13 protein-coding genes and 3 tRNA genes are annotated in these 15,997 nt (G+C 70.2%); 8 read left to right on the top strand and 8 right to left on the bottom strand.

The window, feature by feature from the left end:
- Positions 1–5: 5 nt before the first annotated feature.
- The 4 genes from ACFWP7_RS09200 to purS form a co-directional block, all read right to left on the bottom strand.
- Positions 6–503 (bottom strand): ArsR/SmtB family transcription factor, encoded by a 498-nt coding sequence (locus ACFWP7_RS09200; protein WP_384378425.1) that lies wholly within the window; start codon positions 501–503, stop codon positions 6–8.
- Between the two features lie 110 nt (positions 504–613).
- Positions 614–2,872, bottom strand: coding sequence for a phosphoribosylformylglycinamidine synthase subunit PurL (gene purL / locus ACFWP7_RS09195; RefSeq protein WP_384378422.1), 2,259 nt, complete (start codon positions 2,870–2,872; stop codon positions 614–616).
- Positions 2,869–3,573 (bottom strand): phosphoribosylformylglycinamidine synthase subunit PurQ, encoded by a 705-nt coding sequence (gene purQ, locus ACFWP7_RS09190; protein WP_384378419.1) that lies wholly within the window; start codon positions 3,571–3,573, stop codon positions 2,869–2,871. Before purQ ends, purL begins: the two co-directional genes overlap by 4 nt.
- Entirely contained in the window at positions 3,570–3,833 is a 264-nt protein-coding gene (purS, locus tag ACFWP7_RS09185) for a phosphoribosylformylglycinamidine synthase subunit PurS (protein WP_005482678.1), read from the bottom strand. Before purS ends, purQ begins: the two co-directional genes overlap by 4 nt.
- 361 nt (positions 3,834–4,194) lie before the next feature.
- Between purS and ACFWP7_RS09180 the strand changes: the two genes are divergently transcribed.
- From ACFWP7_RS09180 to ACFWP7_RS09145, 8 genes are all read left to right on the top strand, one after another.
- The gene (locus ACFWP7_RS09180) at positions 4,195–4,512 is read left to right on the top strand and encodes an Lsr2 family protein (RefSeq protein ID WP_384378416.1); all 318 of its coding nucleotides are present in this window, start codon (positions 4,195–4,197) and stop codon (positions 4,510–4,512) included.
- Between the two features lie 213 nt (positions 4,513–4,725).
- Positions 4,726–4,797 (top strand) — tRNA-Gly (locus tag ACFWP7_RS09175).
- Positions 4,798–4,876: 79 nt separating this feature from the next.
- Positions 4,877–4,952, top strand: a tRNA-Gly gene (locus ACFWP7_RS09170).
- A gap of 141 nt (positions 4,953–5,093) precedes the next feature.
- A complete protein-coding gene (locus tag ACFWP7_RS09165; protein WP_384378413.1) occupies positions 5,094–6,203 on the top strand; it encodes an ABC transporter ATP-binding protein in 1,110 nt (369 codons plus the stop codon).
- 59 nt (positions 6,204–6,262) lie between these two features.
- Positions 6,263–7,006, top strand: a complete 744-nt coding sequence (locus tag ACFWP7_RS09160) for an ABC transporter permease (protein WP_384378680.1) — start codon at positions 6,263–6,265, stop codon at positions 7,004–7,006.
- A 23-nt stretch (positions 7,007–7,029) separates the two neighbouring features.
- A complete protein-coding gene (locus tag ACFWP7_RS09155; RefSeq protein WP_384378677.1) occupies positions 7,030–8,394 on the top strand; it encodes a sensor histidine kinase in 1,365 nt (454 codons plus the stop codon).
- Positions 8,391–9,020, top strand: coding sequence for a response regulator (locus tag ACFWP7_RS09150; protein WP_384378410.1), 630 nt, complete (start codon positions 8,391–8,393; stop codon positions 9,018–9,020). Before ACFWP7_RS09155 ends, ACFWP7_RS09150 begins: the two co-directional genes overlap by 4 nt.
- 23 nt (positions 9,021–9,043) lie before the next feature.
- A tRNA-Gly gene (locus ACFWP7_RS09145) sits at positions 9,044–9,119 on the top strand.
- 65 nt (positions 9,120–9,184) lie between these two features.
- Here ACFWP7_RS09145 and ACFWP7_RS09140 read toward each other — a convergent pair.
- From ACFWP7_RS09140 to purD, 4 genes are all read right to left on the bottom strand, one after another.
- Complete coding sequence (locus ACFWP7_RS09140) at positions 9,185–10,120, bottom strand: phosphoribosylaminoimidazolesuccinocarboxamide synthase (protein ID WP_384378407.1); 936 nt, start codon at positions 10,118–10,120, stop codon at positions 9,185–9,187.
- 182 nt (positions 10,121–10,302) lie between these two features.
- On the bottom strand, positions 10,303–11,553 hold the full coding sequence (locus tag ACFWP7_RS09135) for a N,N-dimethylformamidase beta subunit family domain-containing protein (RefSeq protein WP_384378404.1): 1,251 nt from the start codon (positions 11,551–11,553) through the stop codon (positions 10,303–10,305).
- Positions 11,554–12,305: 752 nt separating this feature from the next.
- The gene (locus tag ACFWP7_RS09130; protein ID WP_384378674.1) at positions 12,306–14,228 is read right to left on the bottom strand and encodes a hypothetical protein; all 1,923 of its coding nucleotides are present in this window, start codon (positions 14,226–14,228) and stop codon (positions 12,306–12,308) included.
- 354 nt (positions 14,229–14,582) lie between these two features.
- Positions 14,583–15,836 carry a phosphoribosylamine--glycine ligase gene (gene purD / locus ACFWP7_RS09125; protein ID WP_384378401.1) on the bottom strand — a complete coding sequence of 418 codons (1,254 nt, stop codon included), beginning with the start codon at positions 15,834–15,836 and terminating at the stop codon, positions 14,583–14,585.
- Positions 15,837–15,997: the final 161 nt, after the last annotated feature.

Below are 15,997 nucleotides of genomic sequence, written 5' to 3'. Positions count from 1 at the left end.
GTTTCTCAGGCCGGGCGAGCCGTGGCCAGCGCCACGAGGAGAGGGACGACCCGCCCCGCCGGGATCTCGTAACGGCCGCGCCCCGCCTGCCGCAGCCAGCCCGCGGCGGTCAACTGCCGCAGGTGGTGGTAGATCTGACCGCTCGTCCCCACGTCGTCGAGCCCGGCCAGTTCGGTGGCCGTACATCGGCCGCCGAGGATCTCGCGCAGCAGCCGCAGCCGCAGCGGGTGCCCGAGCGCGGCGAACACCTCGGCCGCCTCGCTCCAGTCGGTGTCGAGCAGTTGCCCGGTGAGCAGCTGGTACTGCCACTCGTACCGCTCCTCGGTCGGCAGCCGCACCGCACCCGTGAACAGCACTCCACCGCCCGCCACTTGGGCGAGCTGCTCCTTGAGCCCTTCGAGGGCCCAGAAGTCGCCGCCGGACGCAACGGGCACGGCGGGATCCGCACTCTCCAGGGCATCGAGACGCCGCTCCAGATCCGCGACGCGCTGCTCCAGGTCCATGACCGTAAATTACGTAATTACGTAGAACCAATCAAGAGGGTCACGGGCACGTCGAGGGCCCCCTCCGGAAACGGGCGGGGCCCTCGACGACCGACAACAGCTGTAGGGCTCTACGCGAGCAGCGCCGGGATCGTCTCCTCGTGTGCCGTGCGCAGTTCGGTCAGGGGGAGGGTGAACTCGCCCTGGACCTCGACGGAGTCGCCGTCGACGACGCCGATGCGGGTGACGGGCAGGCCCCGCGCCCCGCACATGTCGTTGAAGCGGAGCTCCTCCGAGCGCGGGATGGCGACGACCGCGCGGCCCGCGGACTCGGAGAACAGGAAGGTGAAGGCGTCGAGTTCGTCGGGTACGACGAGACGCGCGCCCTTGCCGCCGAGGAGCGCCGACTCCACGACCGCCTGGATCAGGCCGCCGTCGGACAGGTCGTGCGCGGAGTCGATCATGCCGTCGCGGGAGGCGGAGATCAGGATCTCGGCGAGCAGGCGCTCACGCTCCAGGTCGACCTTCGGAGGCAGGCCGCCGAGATGGTCGTGGACGACCTGCGACCAGGCCGAACCGCCGAACTCCTCGCGGGTGTCGCCGAGAAGGTAGAGCAGCTGCCCCTCCTCCTGGAAGGCGACCGGGGTGCGGCGGGCCACGTCGTCGATGACGCCGAGGACGGCGACCACCGGCGTCGGGTGGATGGCCACCTCGCCCGTCTGGTTGTAGAGCGAGACGTTGCCGCCGGTCACCGGTGTGCCCAACTGCTGGCAGGCGTCGGCCAGTCCACGGACGGCCTCCACGAACTGCCACATCACCGCCGGGTCCTCGGGCGAACCGAAGTTCAGGCAGTCGGAGACGGCGAGCGGCTTGGCGCCGGTCGTCGCGACGTTCCGGTACGCCTCCGAGAGCGCGAGCTGGGCGCCCGCGTACGGGTCGAGCTTCGCGAACCGGCCGTTGCCGTCCGTGGCGATGGCGACGCCGAGTCCGGTCTCCTCGTCGATGCGGATCATGCCCGAGTCCTCGGGCTGCGCCAGCACCGTGTTGCCCTGCACGAAGTGGTCGTACTGGGAGGTGATCCAGGACTTGGAGGCCTGGTTGGGCGAGGCCACCAACTTCAGGACCTGGTCCTTGAGTTCAGCACTGGTGGCCGGGCGCGGGAGCTTGTTGGCGTCGTCGGCCTGGAGCGCGTCCTGCCACTCCGGACGGGCGTAGGGCCGCTCGTAGACCGGGCCGTCGTGCGCGACCGTGCGGGGGTCGACGTCGACGATCTTGCCGCCGTGCCAGTAGATCTCCAGGCGGTCGCCGTCGGTGACCTCACCGATCACCGTGGCGATGACATCCCACTTGTCGCAGATCTCCAGGAAGCGGTCGACCTTCGCCGGCTCGACGACCGCGCACATGCGCTCCTGCGACTCGCTCATGAGGATTTCCTCGGGCGAGAGAGTCGAGTCGCGCAGCGGTACGTCGTCCAGCGTCACGCGCATGCCGCCGGAGCCGTTGGACGCCAACTCGCTGGTGGCGCAGGAGAGTCCGGCCGCGCCGAGGTCCTGGATACCGACGACCAGCTTCTCGGCGAAGGCTTCGAGGGTGCACTCGATGAGGAGCTTCTCCTGGAAGGGGTCGCCGACCTGGACGGCGGGCCGCTTCGAAGGCTTGGCGTCGTCGAAGGTCTCCGACGCGAGGATCGAGGCGCCGCCGATGCCGTCGCCGCCCGTGCGAGCCCCGTACAGGATGACCTTGTTGCCCGAGCCGGATGCCTTCGCGAGGTGGATGTCCTCGTGCCGCATGACGCCGATGGCACCGGCGTTGACGAGCGGGTTGCCCTGGTAGCAGGCGTCGAAGACGACCTCGCCGCCGATGTTCGGCAGGCCCAGACAGTTGCCGTAGCCGCCGATGCCGGCGACGACACCGGGCAGCACGCGCTTGGTGTCGGGGTGGTCCGCCGCACCGAAGCGCAGCGGGTCGACGACCGCGACGGGCCTGGCCCCCATCGCGATGATGTCGCGCACGATGCCGCCGACGCCCGTGGCCGCGCCCTGGTAAGGCTCCACGTACGAGGGGTGGTTGTGCGACTCGACCTTGAAGGTGACGGCGTACCCCTGGCCGACGTCGACCACGCCCGCGTTCTCGCCGATACCGACGAGGAGGGCGTCCGACTGGGGCGCCTTCTCGCCGAACTGGCGGAGGTGGACCTTCGAGGACTTGTAACTGCAGTGCTCGGACCACATGACCGAGTACATGGCGAGCTCGGCGCCGGTCGGGCGGCGGCCGAGGATCTCCACGACCCGCTCGTACTCGTCCTTCTTCAGGCCGAGTTCGGCCCAGGGCAGCTCGACGTCGGGGGTCGCGGCCGCGTTCTCGACCGTGTCCAGAGGCGTGCGGCTCATGCGGTGACCAGCTTCTTGAGGATCGACGTGAAGAAGGGTAGGCCGTCGGTACGACCGGTACCGACAAGGGGGTCGACAGCGTGCTCGGGGTGCGGCATCAGGCCGACGATGTTCCCGGCCTCGTTCGTGATGCCGGCGATGTCCCGGAGCGACCCGTTGGGGTTGCCGTATCCATCAGCGGCTGCGCCGTGGACCTGGTAGCGGAAGACGACCCGCCCCTCGGCCTCCAGCTCGTCGAGGGTGCGCTCGTCGGCGACGTACCGCCCGTCCATGTTCTTCAACGGGATGTGGATCTCCTGGCCGGCCGTGTAGTCGGCGGTCCAGGCGGTCTCCGCGTTTTCCACCCGCAGCTTCTGGTCGCGGCAGATGAAGTGCAGGTGGTTGTTGCCGAGCATCGCGCCCGGCAGGAGGTGCGCCTCGGTGAGGACCTGGAAGCCGTTGCAGATGCCGAGAACCGGCATTCCGGACTTCGCCTGTCCGATGACGGTCTCCATCACCGGCGAGAAGCGCGAGATGGCACCGGCCCGCAGATAGTCCCCGTACGAGAAACCGCCCGGCAGCACCACGGCGTCGACCTGCTTCAGGTCCTTGTCCTTGTGCCAGAGAGCGACGGGTTCGGCACCGGCGAGCCGGATCGCGCGCTGCGTGTCCCGGTCGTCCAGGCTTCCGGGAAAGGTGACGACTCCAATACGAGCGGTCACTTTCCTGCCTCCGCGACTTCCTCGACCTTGACCGTGAAGTCCTCGATCACGGTGTTGGCGAGGAAGGATTCCGCGAGTTCGTGGATGCGGGCGAGCGCGGCGTCGTCCACCGGTCCGTCCACTTCCAGTTCGAATCGCTTTCCCTGACGTACGTCGGAGACGCCCTCGAAACCAAGACGCGGCAGTGCACGCTGCACCGCCTGGCCCTGGGGGTCGAGGATCTCCGGCTTGAGCATGACGTCGACTACGACGCGTGCCACTGGCACTCCCGGTGTGTGGTGCTGAGCAGGTCGCTTCAGACTACCCGCACAAAATTTCTACTCGCGTAGATTCGTAGAATCCTACGTGAGCCCGATCACGATCTCGCATCGACGCGGGGGCCTCCACGGAAAATCCTGGGAAAAACCGCAGAAGAGCGGCAGGACCCCATTGCCTCCGGACACGCGGAAGGATTTAGTCGGGCTTCACAATGCAATGCCGGGCACTGTACAAAGGAAATCGCAATAGCCGATACTTTGCCCAATAACAGCCGGACAGTCGGCAACTCCTCGACAACTCCGTGACGTCTCCGCACGTCATGACGCTTGATCGCAGGGGTGCCGCACGAAGGGACCGATATTCGTGGCGCAGCGTGTCGTGGTCACTCTCTTTGACGACATCGACGGCTCAGAAGCGGCGGAAACGATCGCCTTCGGACTGGACGGCAAGTCGTACGAGATCGACCTCAATCCAGCCAATGCCAAGAAACTGCGTAAGGTGCTCGCGCCCTACCTGGAGGCCGGCCGCAAGCAATCGAGGTCCGGGAAGGCGTACACGCACACCGCGTTGACCCCCGACCCGGCGGCCGTCCGCGCCTGGGCCCGCTCGAACAAGCTGGAGGTGCCGCCGCGCGGCCGCATCCCCAAGAAGGTCTACGAGGCGTTCGCCGAGGCGCACTGAAACCGGGGCTCCGTGACCGGCCGTCGGTCGGCCGACGACCGTCGGCCGACCGTCGGGTGACCGACGACTGACCGGCCGCCGACCGGCCGAGGCCTCCGTCCGGCCGGTCATCCGCCCCTGGACGAAGCCGACTTGCGCTGACCCCCCGCTGATCAGCTAGAGTCTGGAACACGCCGAGGGGCAAGGCCGAAAAGCCGAACCTCACGGGGTCACGCGGGTGTAGTTCAGTAGCAGAACATCCCCCTTCCAGGGGGAAGGCGCAGTGTGCAATTCCTGTCACCCGCTCTGCATCCCTTACCAACCATCCATTTGGATCAGGTAAGGTGGTGCCCGCGCCGATCGGTGAGAGCCGGTCGGAGGCAATGCGGACGTAGCTCAGTTGGTAGAGCGCAACCTTGCCAAGGTTGAGGTCGCCAGTTCGAACCTGGTCGTCCGCTCCAGAGAAAGCAAAGGCTCCGGTCATCGACCGGGGCCTTTGTCGTTCCACCGTCCTCCCCTCCGTGTCGGCGTCTGACATATGTCATGCGGAGTGATGACACCGCGCACTGCTGCCGGGGACCGTCGGCGGGGACGCTGAATCCATGAACACGAATGAGCACAACGAGCACGATGACGTGATCGAGGTCACGGATCTGCGACGTGTGTACGGGGGCGATTTCGAGGCGGTGCGCGGAGTCACGTTCTCCGTGGGCCGCGGTGAGGTCTTCGCACTGCTGGGGACGAACGGCGCGGGCAAGACCAGCACGGTCGAGCTTCTCGAGGGCCTCGCGCCCCCGACGGCCGGCCGGGTGCGGGTCCTGGGACACGATCCCTACGAGGAGCGGGCGGTCGTACGGCCCCGGATCGGCGTGATGCTTCAGGAGGGCGGTTTCCCCTCCGAGCTGACGGTCGCGGAGACCGTACGGATGTGGGCGGGCTGCACCAGCGGCGCGCGCCCCACGGCGGAGGCCCTGGACATGATCGGGCTCGCACGGCGGTCCGGCGTACGGGTGAAACAGCTGTCCGGGGGCGAGAAGCGGCGCATGGACCTGGCACTCGCGCTCCTCGGCCGCCCCGAGGTCCTCTTCCTCGACGAGCCGACGACCGGACTCGACGCCGAAGGACGCAGGAGCACCTGGGAGTTGGTACGGGAACTGCGCGACGGCGGTACGACGGTGCTGCTGACCACCCACTACCTCGAAGAGGCAGAGGAACTGGCCGACCGGCTGGCGATCCTCCACGAGGGAGCCATCGCCACCACCGGCACCCCGGCCCAGGTGACCGCCTCCCAGCCGTCCCGGATCTCCTTCGAACTGCCCGACGGCTACTTCCTCGGAGACCTGCCCCCACTCCCCGCGCTCGGCATCACCGGGCACGAGACGGCGGGGCGCACGGTCCGGCTGCGCACCCACGAACTCCAGCGGACCGCCACGGCACTGCTGGTGTGGGCGGAGCGGACGCGGGTCGAGCTGCGGGGGCTCGATGTGCGGTCGGCTTCGCTGGAGGAGGCGTTTTTGCGGATCGCTCGGGAGGCGGGGGGTGCTGCGGGAGCGGAATCGGGGAGTGGCTCGGGGGCCGGTCGCAGGGGGGCCGGTCGTACGGGGGCCGGTCGTACGGGCGCCGGTCGAACGGGGGCGAGCGAGGGCGCGCGTACGGAAGGTCGCGGAGACGCGCGTATGGAGGGTCGCACGGACAAGGAGGCGGTGGCGTGAGCGCGGTGACTGTGACGAGTGCGGAGACGGTGGGGGCTACTACCACTGCCGTGGGGCGGATGAGCGCCCTGGCGCGCGCCGAGCTCACCCTGCTGGGGCGTACGAAGGCGACGCTTCTCGCGGCGCTGTTCGCGCCGATGCTGCTGCCGTTCAGCCTCAGTGCGAACGTCGACCATATGGATCTGAAGGGCACCGGGCTGTCGGCAGGGTCAGTCATCCTGCCCTCCTCCATCGGCTTCTCCCTCCTCTTCGCGGTCTACAGCTCGCTGGTGACCGTGTACGCGGCGCGGCGCGAGGAACTCGTCCTCAAGCGGCTGCGCACCGGGGAGTTGCGGGACGCCGAGATCCTCGCGGGCGCCGCTCTGCCGTCGGCGGCGATAGCGCTGGTGCAGTGCCTGGTCCTGACGGCCGCCTGCGCCGTACTCCTGGACGTGGGGGCGCCCCCGGCACCCCATCTCGCTGTCCTGGGGCTGCTGTTGGGCCTCGTGATGTGGCCCCCGCTCGCGGCGCTCACCGCGAGTTTCAGCAGGAGTGTGGAGGGCGCCCAGGTGGCGACCATGCCGCTGCTGATGGTCTCGCTGCTCGGCTCGGGCACCTTCATTCCTCTCGAAGTCATGCCCGACCGGCTGGCCTCGGCCTGCGAACTGCTGCCCCTGACCCCGGTGATCACCCTGATACGCGGCGGCTGGACCGGCGACCTCTCCGCGCACGACACCCTGGGCGCCCTCGTCACGGCGGTGGCCTGGACGGTCCTCGCGGTGTTTGCTGTACGACGGTGGTTCCGATGGGAACCTCGGCGGTGAGGGGCGACAACAAGGGCGGGCGGATGCGGAACCCTGGGGTCTGGTGGCGGGGGAAGAGCACGCCGGCGAAGGTGGAGACGTACACCCGGTGGTCGTTTCACTTCTTCGCGGTGATCGAGATCGCCGGCATCGGGCTCCCGGTGGTCGGTCAGTTGGGTGCCCTGTTCGCGGGCTGGGCCCTGCTGGCGGTGTGCGCCCACAGTGTGTGCTGCGCCCTGACCGCGTCCCGGGCGCTCGACTGGACTCGGGGTACCCGTGACCGACCCGTACGTCTGCTGTGGGCGTTGGGCGCGCTGACCGTACTGATCACGGTCGGCGCGGTCGTCCTCACGGAGCACGGGTCCGGCGGCCACGAGGCCGAGTCCGCAGCGGCCATGCTGTCCGTGACGGTGCCGGCGTTCGGCGTCGGGACCATCGCCCTCGGCATCCGCGACTGGCAGCGCGCCTTCGCCCTGGTGATGGGCGCCGCGGCCGGCGTCGGCGGCCTGGTCTTCCTGGCGGGCGTCCCCGGGCCTGCGGCACTGGGCGCGGCGGGCGCGGAGTTGGTCGTCGGCGGGATCCTCGTGTCCACCTCCGTCCTCTCCCTGTGGCTCCTCAACACCGTCTACGCGCTCGACGAGGCCCGCGAGACCCGGACCCGCCTCGCCGTCGCCGAGGAACGGCTGCGCTTCGGACGCGATCTGCACGACGTGATGGGCCGCAACCTCGCGGTCATCGCCCTGAAGAGCGAGCTCGCCGTGCAGCTGGCACGACGCGGGCGGCCTGAGGCCGTGGACCAGATGATCGAGGTGCAGCGCATCGCGCAGGAGTCGCAGCGGGAGGTGCGCGAGGTCGTACGCGGCTACCGGGAGGCCGACCTGGGCAGCGAACTGGCAGGTGCCCAGGGCGTGTTGACCGCCGCCGGCATCGACTGCCGGATCAGCGGCTCGGCTCCGGGGCTGCCGCCGCAGGTCCAGTCGCCGCTCGGCTGGGTCGTACGGGAAGCCACGACGAACGTACTGCGGCATGGGAACGCGGGGCGGTGCGCGGTGTCGCTGCGGGTGGCGGAGGGACGGGTGACGCTCACTGTCGAGAACGACGGGGTGCCGGATGGGGCGCAGGATGAGGGGTCGGGCTCGGAGCTCAGGAGGGGCTCCGGGCTCGTGGGCCTGCGGGAACGGTTGACGGAGGTGGGCGGGGTGCTGCGGGCGGGGCCTGTCGGAGGTGGTGTGTTCCGGTTGACTGCGGTGGTGGCGCTGCCTGTGGCAGTTGGGGAAGCTGTGGCATCTGCAGCATCTGTTTCACCTGTGGCGGACTTCTCGGAAAGAGACCCGGACGGCGGGTGGCTTCCGGCTCCGGCTCCGGCTCCGGCTCCAGCTCCAGCTCCAGTGAGTGAGGTCACTTCATGAGTTCCCGACCGACCACTCCTCTCGTACGCCTTCTGCTCGCCGATGACGAGCATCTGATCCGTGGGGCGCTTGCCGCGCTGCTGGGCCTGGAGGACGACCTGGTTGTGGTGGCCGAGGCGGCGACCGGGCCCGAGGCCCTGGCGATGGCGCGGGCGCACGCGCCCGATGTCGCCGTACTGGATCTTCAGATGCCCGGGGCCGACGGTGTGAGGGTGGCCACATCCCTGCGGACCGAACTGCCCGCGTGCCAAGTGCTGATCGTGACGAGTCATGGGCGACCGGGGCATCTGAAGCGGGCGCTTGCGGCGGGTGTGCGCGGGTTCGTCCCGAAGACGGTCAGTGCGCAGCGACTCGCGGAGATCATCCGTACGGTGCATGCGGGAAACCGTTACGTGGACCCGGAGTTGGCCGCCGACGCGATCTCCGCCGGGGATTCGCCGCTGACCGCGCGCGAGGCCGAGGTGCTCGAATTCGCCGCCGACGGGGCGCCCGTCGCGGAGATCGCCGAGCGGGCCGCGCTCTCGCAGGGCACCGTACGGAACTATCTGTCGTCCGCCGCGACCAAGCTCGGGGCCGAGAACCGGCACACGGCGGTGCGTCTCGCGCGCGAGCGGGGTTGGGTATAGTTGCTCTCGCGCCACGGCGCTGCGCGGACGTAGCTCAGTTGGTAGAGCGCAACCTTGCCAAGGTTGAGGTCGCCAGTTCGAACCTGGTCGTCCGCTCCAGAGAAACCAGAGGCCCCGGTCATCGACCGGGGCCTCTGGCATGCGTTCCGACGAGCGTGAGAGCGTTACGACCAGCTCGTGCCCGTCAGGCGCTCGTACGCCTCGATGTACTTGGCGCGGGTCGCGTCCACGATGTGCTGGGGCAGGGCCGGCGGGGGCTGCTCGCTCGCGCGGACCCAGCCGGACTCGGGCGAGGTCAGCCAGTCGCGGACGAACTGCTTGTCGTACGACGGCTGCGCGTGGCCCGGCTCCCACTGCTCGGCCGGCCAGAAGCGCGAGGAGTCCGGGGTCAGCACCTCGTCGGCGAGGACCAGGGTCTGGGCCTCGGTGCCTCCGTCGGCACTTCTCTCGGCACGTCCCTCGAAGCCGAACTCGAACTTGGTGTCCGCGAGGATGATGCCCCGGTCGCGGGCGATGTCGCGGGCGCGGCTGTAGACGGCCAGGGTCGTCTGGCGCAGCTGGGCCGCGGTCTCGGCGCCGACCTGGCGGGCGACCTCCTCGTACGACACGTTCTCGTCGTGCTCGCCGACCGCGGCCTTGGTGGCCGGGGTGAAGATCGGCGCGGGGAGTTCGGAGCCGTCCGTCAGGCCCTCGGGCAGGGCGAGGCCGCAGACCGTGCGGGTCTCCTTGTACTCGGCGAGGCCCGAACCGGTGAGGTAGCCGCGGGCTACGCACTCGACCGGGACCATCCGCAGCGACTTGCAGATCAGGGTGCGGCCGGCCCAGTCGGCCGGGGCGCCCGGCGGGAGTTCGGTGCTCAGCACGTGGTGGGGGACCAGGTCGGCGAGCTGGTCGAACCACCACAGGGAGAGCTGGGTGAGCGTGCGGCCCTTGTCGGGGATCTCTGTGGGCAGCACCCAGTCGAAGGCGGAGATGCGGTCGCTGGCGACCATCACGAGGTCGCCCGCCTCGTTCTGGTACAGGTCGCGCACCTTGCCGGTGTGCAGATGCACCAGTCCCGGAACCTGAAGCGGCTCGGGCTTTTCAACGAATCCGGACACGGTTCCTCCCCGTGGTTCTGTCTGATTGGCTCGATTCTCCCGTATGGCGGGAGTGGCTCTGGCCAGGGGGTACGTGGGGTGCGCGGGGTGCGCGGTGCGGGCCCCACGAGGGGGGCCTTGCGAGGGGCCCATATGAGAGGGCCTTACGCCTTCAGTCGTGATTACAGAGGTGCCGTGCGCCTTCAGTCGTGTTTGCAGATGCGGTCCAGGAGATTGGCCGTGGCTCGCTGGATGCGGGGGTCCACGTGGCCGGGGCGGTCCAGGGCCGGGGACCAGGCGAAGGTTCCCGAGGCGAAGACCAGAGCGCCGGACGGGGACGGGCCCAACTCCACTTGCCAGTACATGGTGTTGGCCGAGAGGAAGACCAGCGAGGTGCCGTGCTCGCGGGCGAGTTCCGTGGTGCGGCGCATCGCGGGCGACCAGTACTCGTCGTGGCCCGGGAAGACCAGGCCGCGGTAGCGGGTGGGGTCGATCCGGCCGGCGTGCAGATCGCGGGCGTCGGCGTAGGCGAGGTCGTAGCCGTAGCGCTCGGCCCAGCGGATGAAGTCGTAGGCGTGGCCCACGTGCAGGGGGAGGCCCGCGCCCGCGTACGGGCGGTCGAAGGAGACCGTCGTCGCGGCGTCGGACTCACCGAGCAGACGGCCGTTCTCGTCCCAGGCGTGGTAGAGACTCGCCCCCGTGTGACCGTCCTCCGGGTAGAGGTTGTACGCCTGCCAGGTGATGTCCGGCAGGAGCAGGAGCAGGTCCGCCGGGTGATCGTCGCGGATCGTGAAGGGGATGTGGGAGCGGTAGCCGTCCGCGGTGGTGAGTACGGCCACGTACGCGCCGATGTTCCAGTAGCTCGGGATCTGCAGGCGCCAGGACAGCCACCAGTGGTGGCAGGAGACCGTGCGGTCGGCGGTGAGCGGCGGGGGCTGGACGATGCCGGAGAGGCGGGGGCTGGTGGTGATCTTCGAGGCTCCGTCGCCTCCGTAATGGCCGATGCGGTAGATGTCGACGCCGAATTCCTGGGGCGGGTCCACCGTGATGTGGAAGTCGATGGACTCGCCGGGAGCGGCCGCGCCGGTGGAGGCGAACCCCTTGATCTGGCGGTGGACGTCGTCGGCCGAGCGGGGGCCTCCGGCTCGGGGGTGGGGGATGGGTCCCTTGGTGGCGTGGGTGTGGGTGTGGGTGTGGGTGTGGGTGTGGGTGTGGGTGTGGGCTGAGGTCGCGGGCCTGCGGTCGTGCCCGGGGTCTCGCCTGGCGTCGCGTTCCGCCTCGGGGAGGCGGGTGGCGCCCGGGGCGTTGTCGATGTACCACGGGACCATGTGGCCGGTGTCGTCGAAGTATTGTTCGTCACCGCGGAGCCAGGGAACGGGCCCCTGGCCGAAGGGGTCCGTGACCGCGTGAGCGAGTGCTCCCGACTCCCAGCGGCGAATCTGCTCCGACCCCATGCCAGCTCCCCTCCCTGTTGCCCCCGTCGTCCTTGTCAGCCATTGCCATGTGCGCGATCGGTCCCAGCACATCACATTACGCACGCACACCGTCACCGTTCGTCGCTAATTGGCAGGAGTGGAACGGGGGGCTCCGCCCGGTGTCCGGTGTCCGGTGATCGGTGATCGGTGTGTGGTGTCCGGTGCGGATGCGGGTGCGGGTGCGGGTGCCCGTGCGTTTGCCGTCCGGTGCGGGTGCGGGTGCGGGTGCGTGGGTCGTCCGGTGGGTGGGTCGGGGGCGTGCCGGTACGTCCCGCCCGTCGCCGACGGATCAGGCCTTGGGCAAGGGTGTGGGGGTCCGGTGACGCGGGCGTACGCGACGGGCATCTGGACGTACCGGCACGCCCCCTTCCGCCGTCGTTCGGCTGCGGGCCGTGGGCGGCGGCAATGCTTTTCGGCTCCGGCCCGGCGGTCGTCATCCCTTCGGCTCCGGCGGGGCGCCGAGAGAGTTTTGGCTCGTCCGACGCTTGAGGGTGGGGCAGTGCTGTCCCACCCTTCGGCCCCGGCCGGGGGAAATTCTTAACCCCCAACCCGCGGAGCTCCACTCTCCAACTCCGGCTGGGCGAGGGCGTTTCAGCCCGTCCGGCGTTTGAGGACGAGCGCGTTCGGCGCGATACGGGGGTCTGGGGGCGGAGCCCCCAGGTACGGGATGGGTAGGGGCGGAGGGGGCGAGGAAAACCATCCCCCGCACGCCGGGAAGGCGACCGCTGGGGTCAGATCAGGCGGACCGGTTTCTCGGGGCGGACGCCGAGGTGCCGGAGCCAGTCGCGGAGGGGGGCGGGGTCACCCGTCTCGACGAGGGTGAGGACACGGGGACTCAGATCGGCGGCACGCTCGCCGTCGACGATGAGAGACGGCCCGTCGAGCCAGTCGAGCCCCGGCGCAGCCCCCGCCGTGTCCATCGCGGCACAGCACACCATGGCCGTCACATGATCGGCCAACAGCTCACGACCGGTCCGCGGCGGCTGAAGCGGAAAGAGGGGAAGAAGTCCGTCGTCCCAGAAGGCCAGGTCGGGGCCCTGCTGCTCGGTGCCGCCCCCGGCCGGAGCCCCGGACGCCAGGGCCGGCGCCGCCGCCTCCTCGCGCGCCAGCTCCGCACTGAGCCCCGCCGCGAGCGCAGCCGTCCGCTCGTTCCCGAGGGCGAACTCCGCGTCGTCCTCGTCCAGGCCTATGCCCATCTCCTCATACGCGCCCCCGGGATTGACGGCAAGGAGGCCGGCGGCATCCGGGTCCGTTGCCGAGTCCGGGTGCGGGTGCGGGGCCGGGTGCGGGTCCCGACTTGATACGTCCGTGTCGTCGTCGCCCGACGCGTCCCTGTGGTCGTCCGGCGACGCCATCAGGTGATCCATCACCCGCGCCAGCGTGGGACCACCCGCGTCGGGCGTCGCCGGGTTCGTGGAGTGCCCGACGCCCAGCGCGTCCAGGACCCGGTGGAGGCGGGCAGCGTCGGCGCGCCATTTGCGGTCGACGACCTCCTCCGGGTAGTCCAACCAGTCCACGGGCGCCCAGTCGGGCCCGGCCTCGGCGGGACCGCCATGGAAGAGGCGGGCGGCGAGCAGTGAGGCCGCCTCGTCCACCGTGCCGGGCTCTTCGAGCAGGTCACAGGCGGGGCGCTCGCCGAGCCGTGAGGTGAACCCCTCGGCGAGGCGATCGCGGCGGGACAGCTCGGTGAGGGCCGCGACGACGCCGGCGTCCAGCCTGTTCGGCCAGCGGCCCATCCGCCAGGCGGGCAGCGCGACGCGGGTCAGCAGCCGGTCCCAGCCCGCGTACGCAAGTCCCACCTGTTCCTGCGCGACGATCCGCAGGCCGTAGTCCACAGCCTGTGCACGCTCGGCCGCCGCGGCCGCCACGCCTCGCTCCATTTCGGCCGCATGGCCCCGACAACTGCGCAGCAGCAGACGAGTCACCCAACCGACGCCACCCAGGACCATGCGGGACAACGGACCGCGGGTGGGCGCCGAGGTCACGGCCACGGCCACGGCCGCGTCCAGGCCCCGTACGAAACGACGGGCCGCGGCTATGTCGGGGTGCGCCGACGGGCCCGTACCCGCGACGACCGGGGCGAGGACCGCACGCAGTTCTCCCACCCGCATCCACCACAGGAAGGGCGACCCGATGACGAGGACGGGGGCGGCGGAGGCGGCTCGGCGGGAACGCGTCGACAGCCCGCGTATACCGCGCAGGCCCCGCGCTCCTTCTGTTTCGTTGCTGTCCTCGTGAGCCGGTCGGCCGTGCGACAGGTGGGTGCGGTCCTCCAGCCAGCTGTCGCAGTCCGGGGTGAGGGCTATCGCCGAGGGAGCGGGGACATCGAGGCGGTCCGCCAGGTCGCGGACCATGCGGTAGAGGTCGGGCGCCGATTTCTCGGCGATGGCGACCGTGGGACTCACAGCGGGCCGGGCACGGGCGACGACGAGCGCGATACCCGCGGCGGCGAGCAGGACGAGGGCGGCGAGGACGGCCACGATCCAGCGCGCGGTGTCCCAGCCTTCGCCGGTGATGTGGCCGGTGGAGCCACCGGCCAACAGGACGACGGCGACGGCCGCGGGCAGCAGGGCGACGGCCAGCGCCCTGCTGCGGATGCGCAGCACGGCGAGAGCCCGGGAGCGCGCCGACTGCGCGCCCACCTCCACACCCATACCTGTCACGACCGGACCTCACCCCCTACGGTCCGCCCCACCCGGGCTGTCACGCAGCCCGCGCCGGCGGATGTCCTGGCGTTGCTCACTCCCCCACTGTGGCACCCGCCACTGACATCGCAATGCCGGTGGGCCAAGTGCCGGAACGCTTTCGCCGCACCCTAGTTGGGGCCTCGGTTCCCGTCAGCCGGATGGGGCATCGGTCACTCGATGGAATGGCTTTGGGGAAAGGTGGATGACGGTGGGCAATGATCAGGCCCCGAATTCCGTGGGGAATCCGGGGCCCAGGGTGCTGCTGACGAGGTACGCACAAGTCAGTGGCGGCCTATGGTCGGCCAGTGCGCTGACCAGGCTCTATGCCTCTGCCGCCGCCTTCGCCGCGATGTCTGTGCGGTGCTGCGAACCGTCGAGGCCGATACGGGCGACCGCCGCGTACGCGCGTTCGCGGGCCTCGGTGAGATCGGTACCGGTCGCCGTGACGGAGAGCACACGGCCGCCCGAACTGACGACCGAGTCGCCGTCGCGCTTCGTCCCGGCGTGCAGGACGTACGCGTACGGGGCGTCCTGGGCCGCCACCTCGTCGAGCCCGGTGATCGGGTCGCCGGTGCGCGGGGTGTCCGGATAGTTGTACGAGGCGATGACCACGGTGACGGCCGCGACGTCGCTCCAGCGCAGGGGTGCCAGGTCGGCGAGGGTGCCGTTCGCCGCGGCCAGCAGCACCCCGGAGAGGGGCGTCGTCAGGCGGGCCAGCACCACCTGGGTCTCGGGGTCGCCGAAGCGGGCGTTGAACTCGATGACCCGTACGCCTCGGCTGGTGATCGCCAGACCCGCGTACAGAAGGCCGGAAAACGGGGTGCCCCGGCGACGCAGCTCGTCGACGGTCGGCTGGAGGACGGTCTGCATGACCTCCTCGACGAGCTTCGGGTCGGCCCAGGGCAGGGGCGAGTACGCGCCCATGCCGCCGGTGTTCGGGCCCTCATCGCCGTCCAGCGCGCGCTTGAAGTCCTGGGCGGGCTGCAGCGGGACCACTGTCTCGCCGTCCGCGATCGCGAAGAGGGAGACCTCGGGGCCGTCCAGGAACTCCTCGATGACGACGCGATCGCAGGCGTTGGCGTGGTCACGGGCCTTCGCGAGGTCGTCGGTCACGACGACACCCTTGCCGGCCGCGAGCCCGTCGTCCTTCACGACGTACGGGGCACCGAAGGCGTCGAGCGCCTCCTCGACCTCATCCGGCGTCGTACAGACATACGAGCGTGCCGTCGGAACGCCCGCCCCCGCCATCACATCCTTGGCGAAGGCCTTGGAACCCTCCAGCTCCGCTGCCTCCTTGGAAGGGCCGAAGCAGGGGATCCCCACCGCTCGCACGGCATCGGCGACCCCTGCGACAAGCGGGGCCTCCGGGCCCACGATCACCAGCTCGGCGCCGAGCTCCGCGGCCAGCGCGGCCACAGCAGCGCCGTCGAGGGCGTCGACCGCGTGCAGTTCGGCCACCTCCGCGATGCCTGCGTTCCCGGGGGCGCAGTACAGGGCGGTGACGTCGGGGTCGAGGGACAGGGAACGGCACAGGGCGTGTTCGCGGGCGCCACTACCGATGACAAGGACCTTCACGGGGGTCAGCCTATCCGCCGGGGGCGGGTGCCTTTGTGGGGGCCGCTGAAGGAGGGGAGCGGGGGGTAGTGGGATCCGCCAAGGTGGGTGGCCGGATGTACGGGGAGTACGGGGAGTACGGGGAGTACGGGGAGTACGGGGAGTACGGGGAGTACGGGGAG

It is taken from the genome of Streptomyces sp. NPDC058470 (assembly GCF_042721055.1).
Taxonomy (GTDB): Bacteria; Actinomycetota; Actinomycetes; order Streptomycetales; family Streptomycetaceae; genus Streptomyces.
Note: the sequence above shows the minus strand (reverse complement) of the source record. Positions and strands in the feature narration are given on the sequence as shown.

What these genes read in the sequence shown, in the direction of transcription:
- ACFWP7_RS09200 (WP_384378425.1), bottom strand. Translation starts at nt 503, where the DNA reads ATGGACCTGGAGCAGCGCGTCGCGGATCTGGAGCGGCGTCTCGATGCC.
- purL (WP_384378422.1), bottom strand. Translation starts at nt 2,872, where the DNA reads ATGAGCCGCACGCCTCTGGACACGGTCGAGAACGCGGCCGCGACCCCC.
- ACFWP7_RS09165 (WP_384378413.1), top strand. Translation starts at nt 5,094, where the DNA reads ATGAACACGAATGAGCACAACGAGCACGATGACGTGATCGAGGTCACG.
- ACFWP7_RS09160 (WP_384378680.1), top strand. Translation starts at nt 6,263, where the DNA reads ATGAGCGCCCTGGCGCGCGCCGAGCTCACCCTGCTGGGGCGTACGAAG.
- ACFWP7_RS09155 (WP_384378677.1), top strand. Translation starts at nt 7,030, where the DNA reads ATGCGGAACCCTGGGGTCTGGTGGCGGGGGAAGAGCACGCCGGCGAAG.
- ACFWP7_RS09150 (WP_384378410.1), top strand. Translation starts at nt 8,391, where the DNA reads ATGAGTTCCCGACCGACCACTCCTCTCGTACGCCTTCTGCTCGCCGAT.
- ACFWP7_RS09135 (WP_384378404.1), bottom strand. Translation starts at nt 11,553, where the DNA reads ATGGGGTCGGAGCAGATTCGCCGCTGGGAGTCGGGAGCACTCGCTCAC.
- ACFWP7_RS09130 (WP_384378674.1), bottom strand. Translation starts at nt 14,228, where the DNA reads ATGGGTGTGGAGGTGGGCGCGCAGTCGGCGCGCTCCCGGGCTCTCGCC.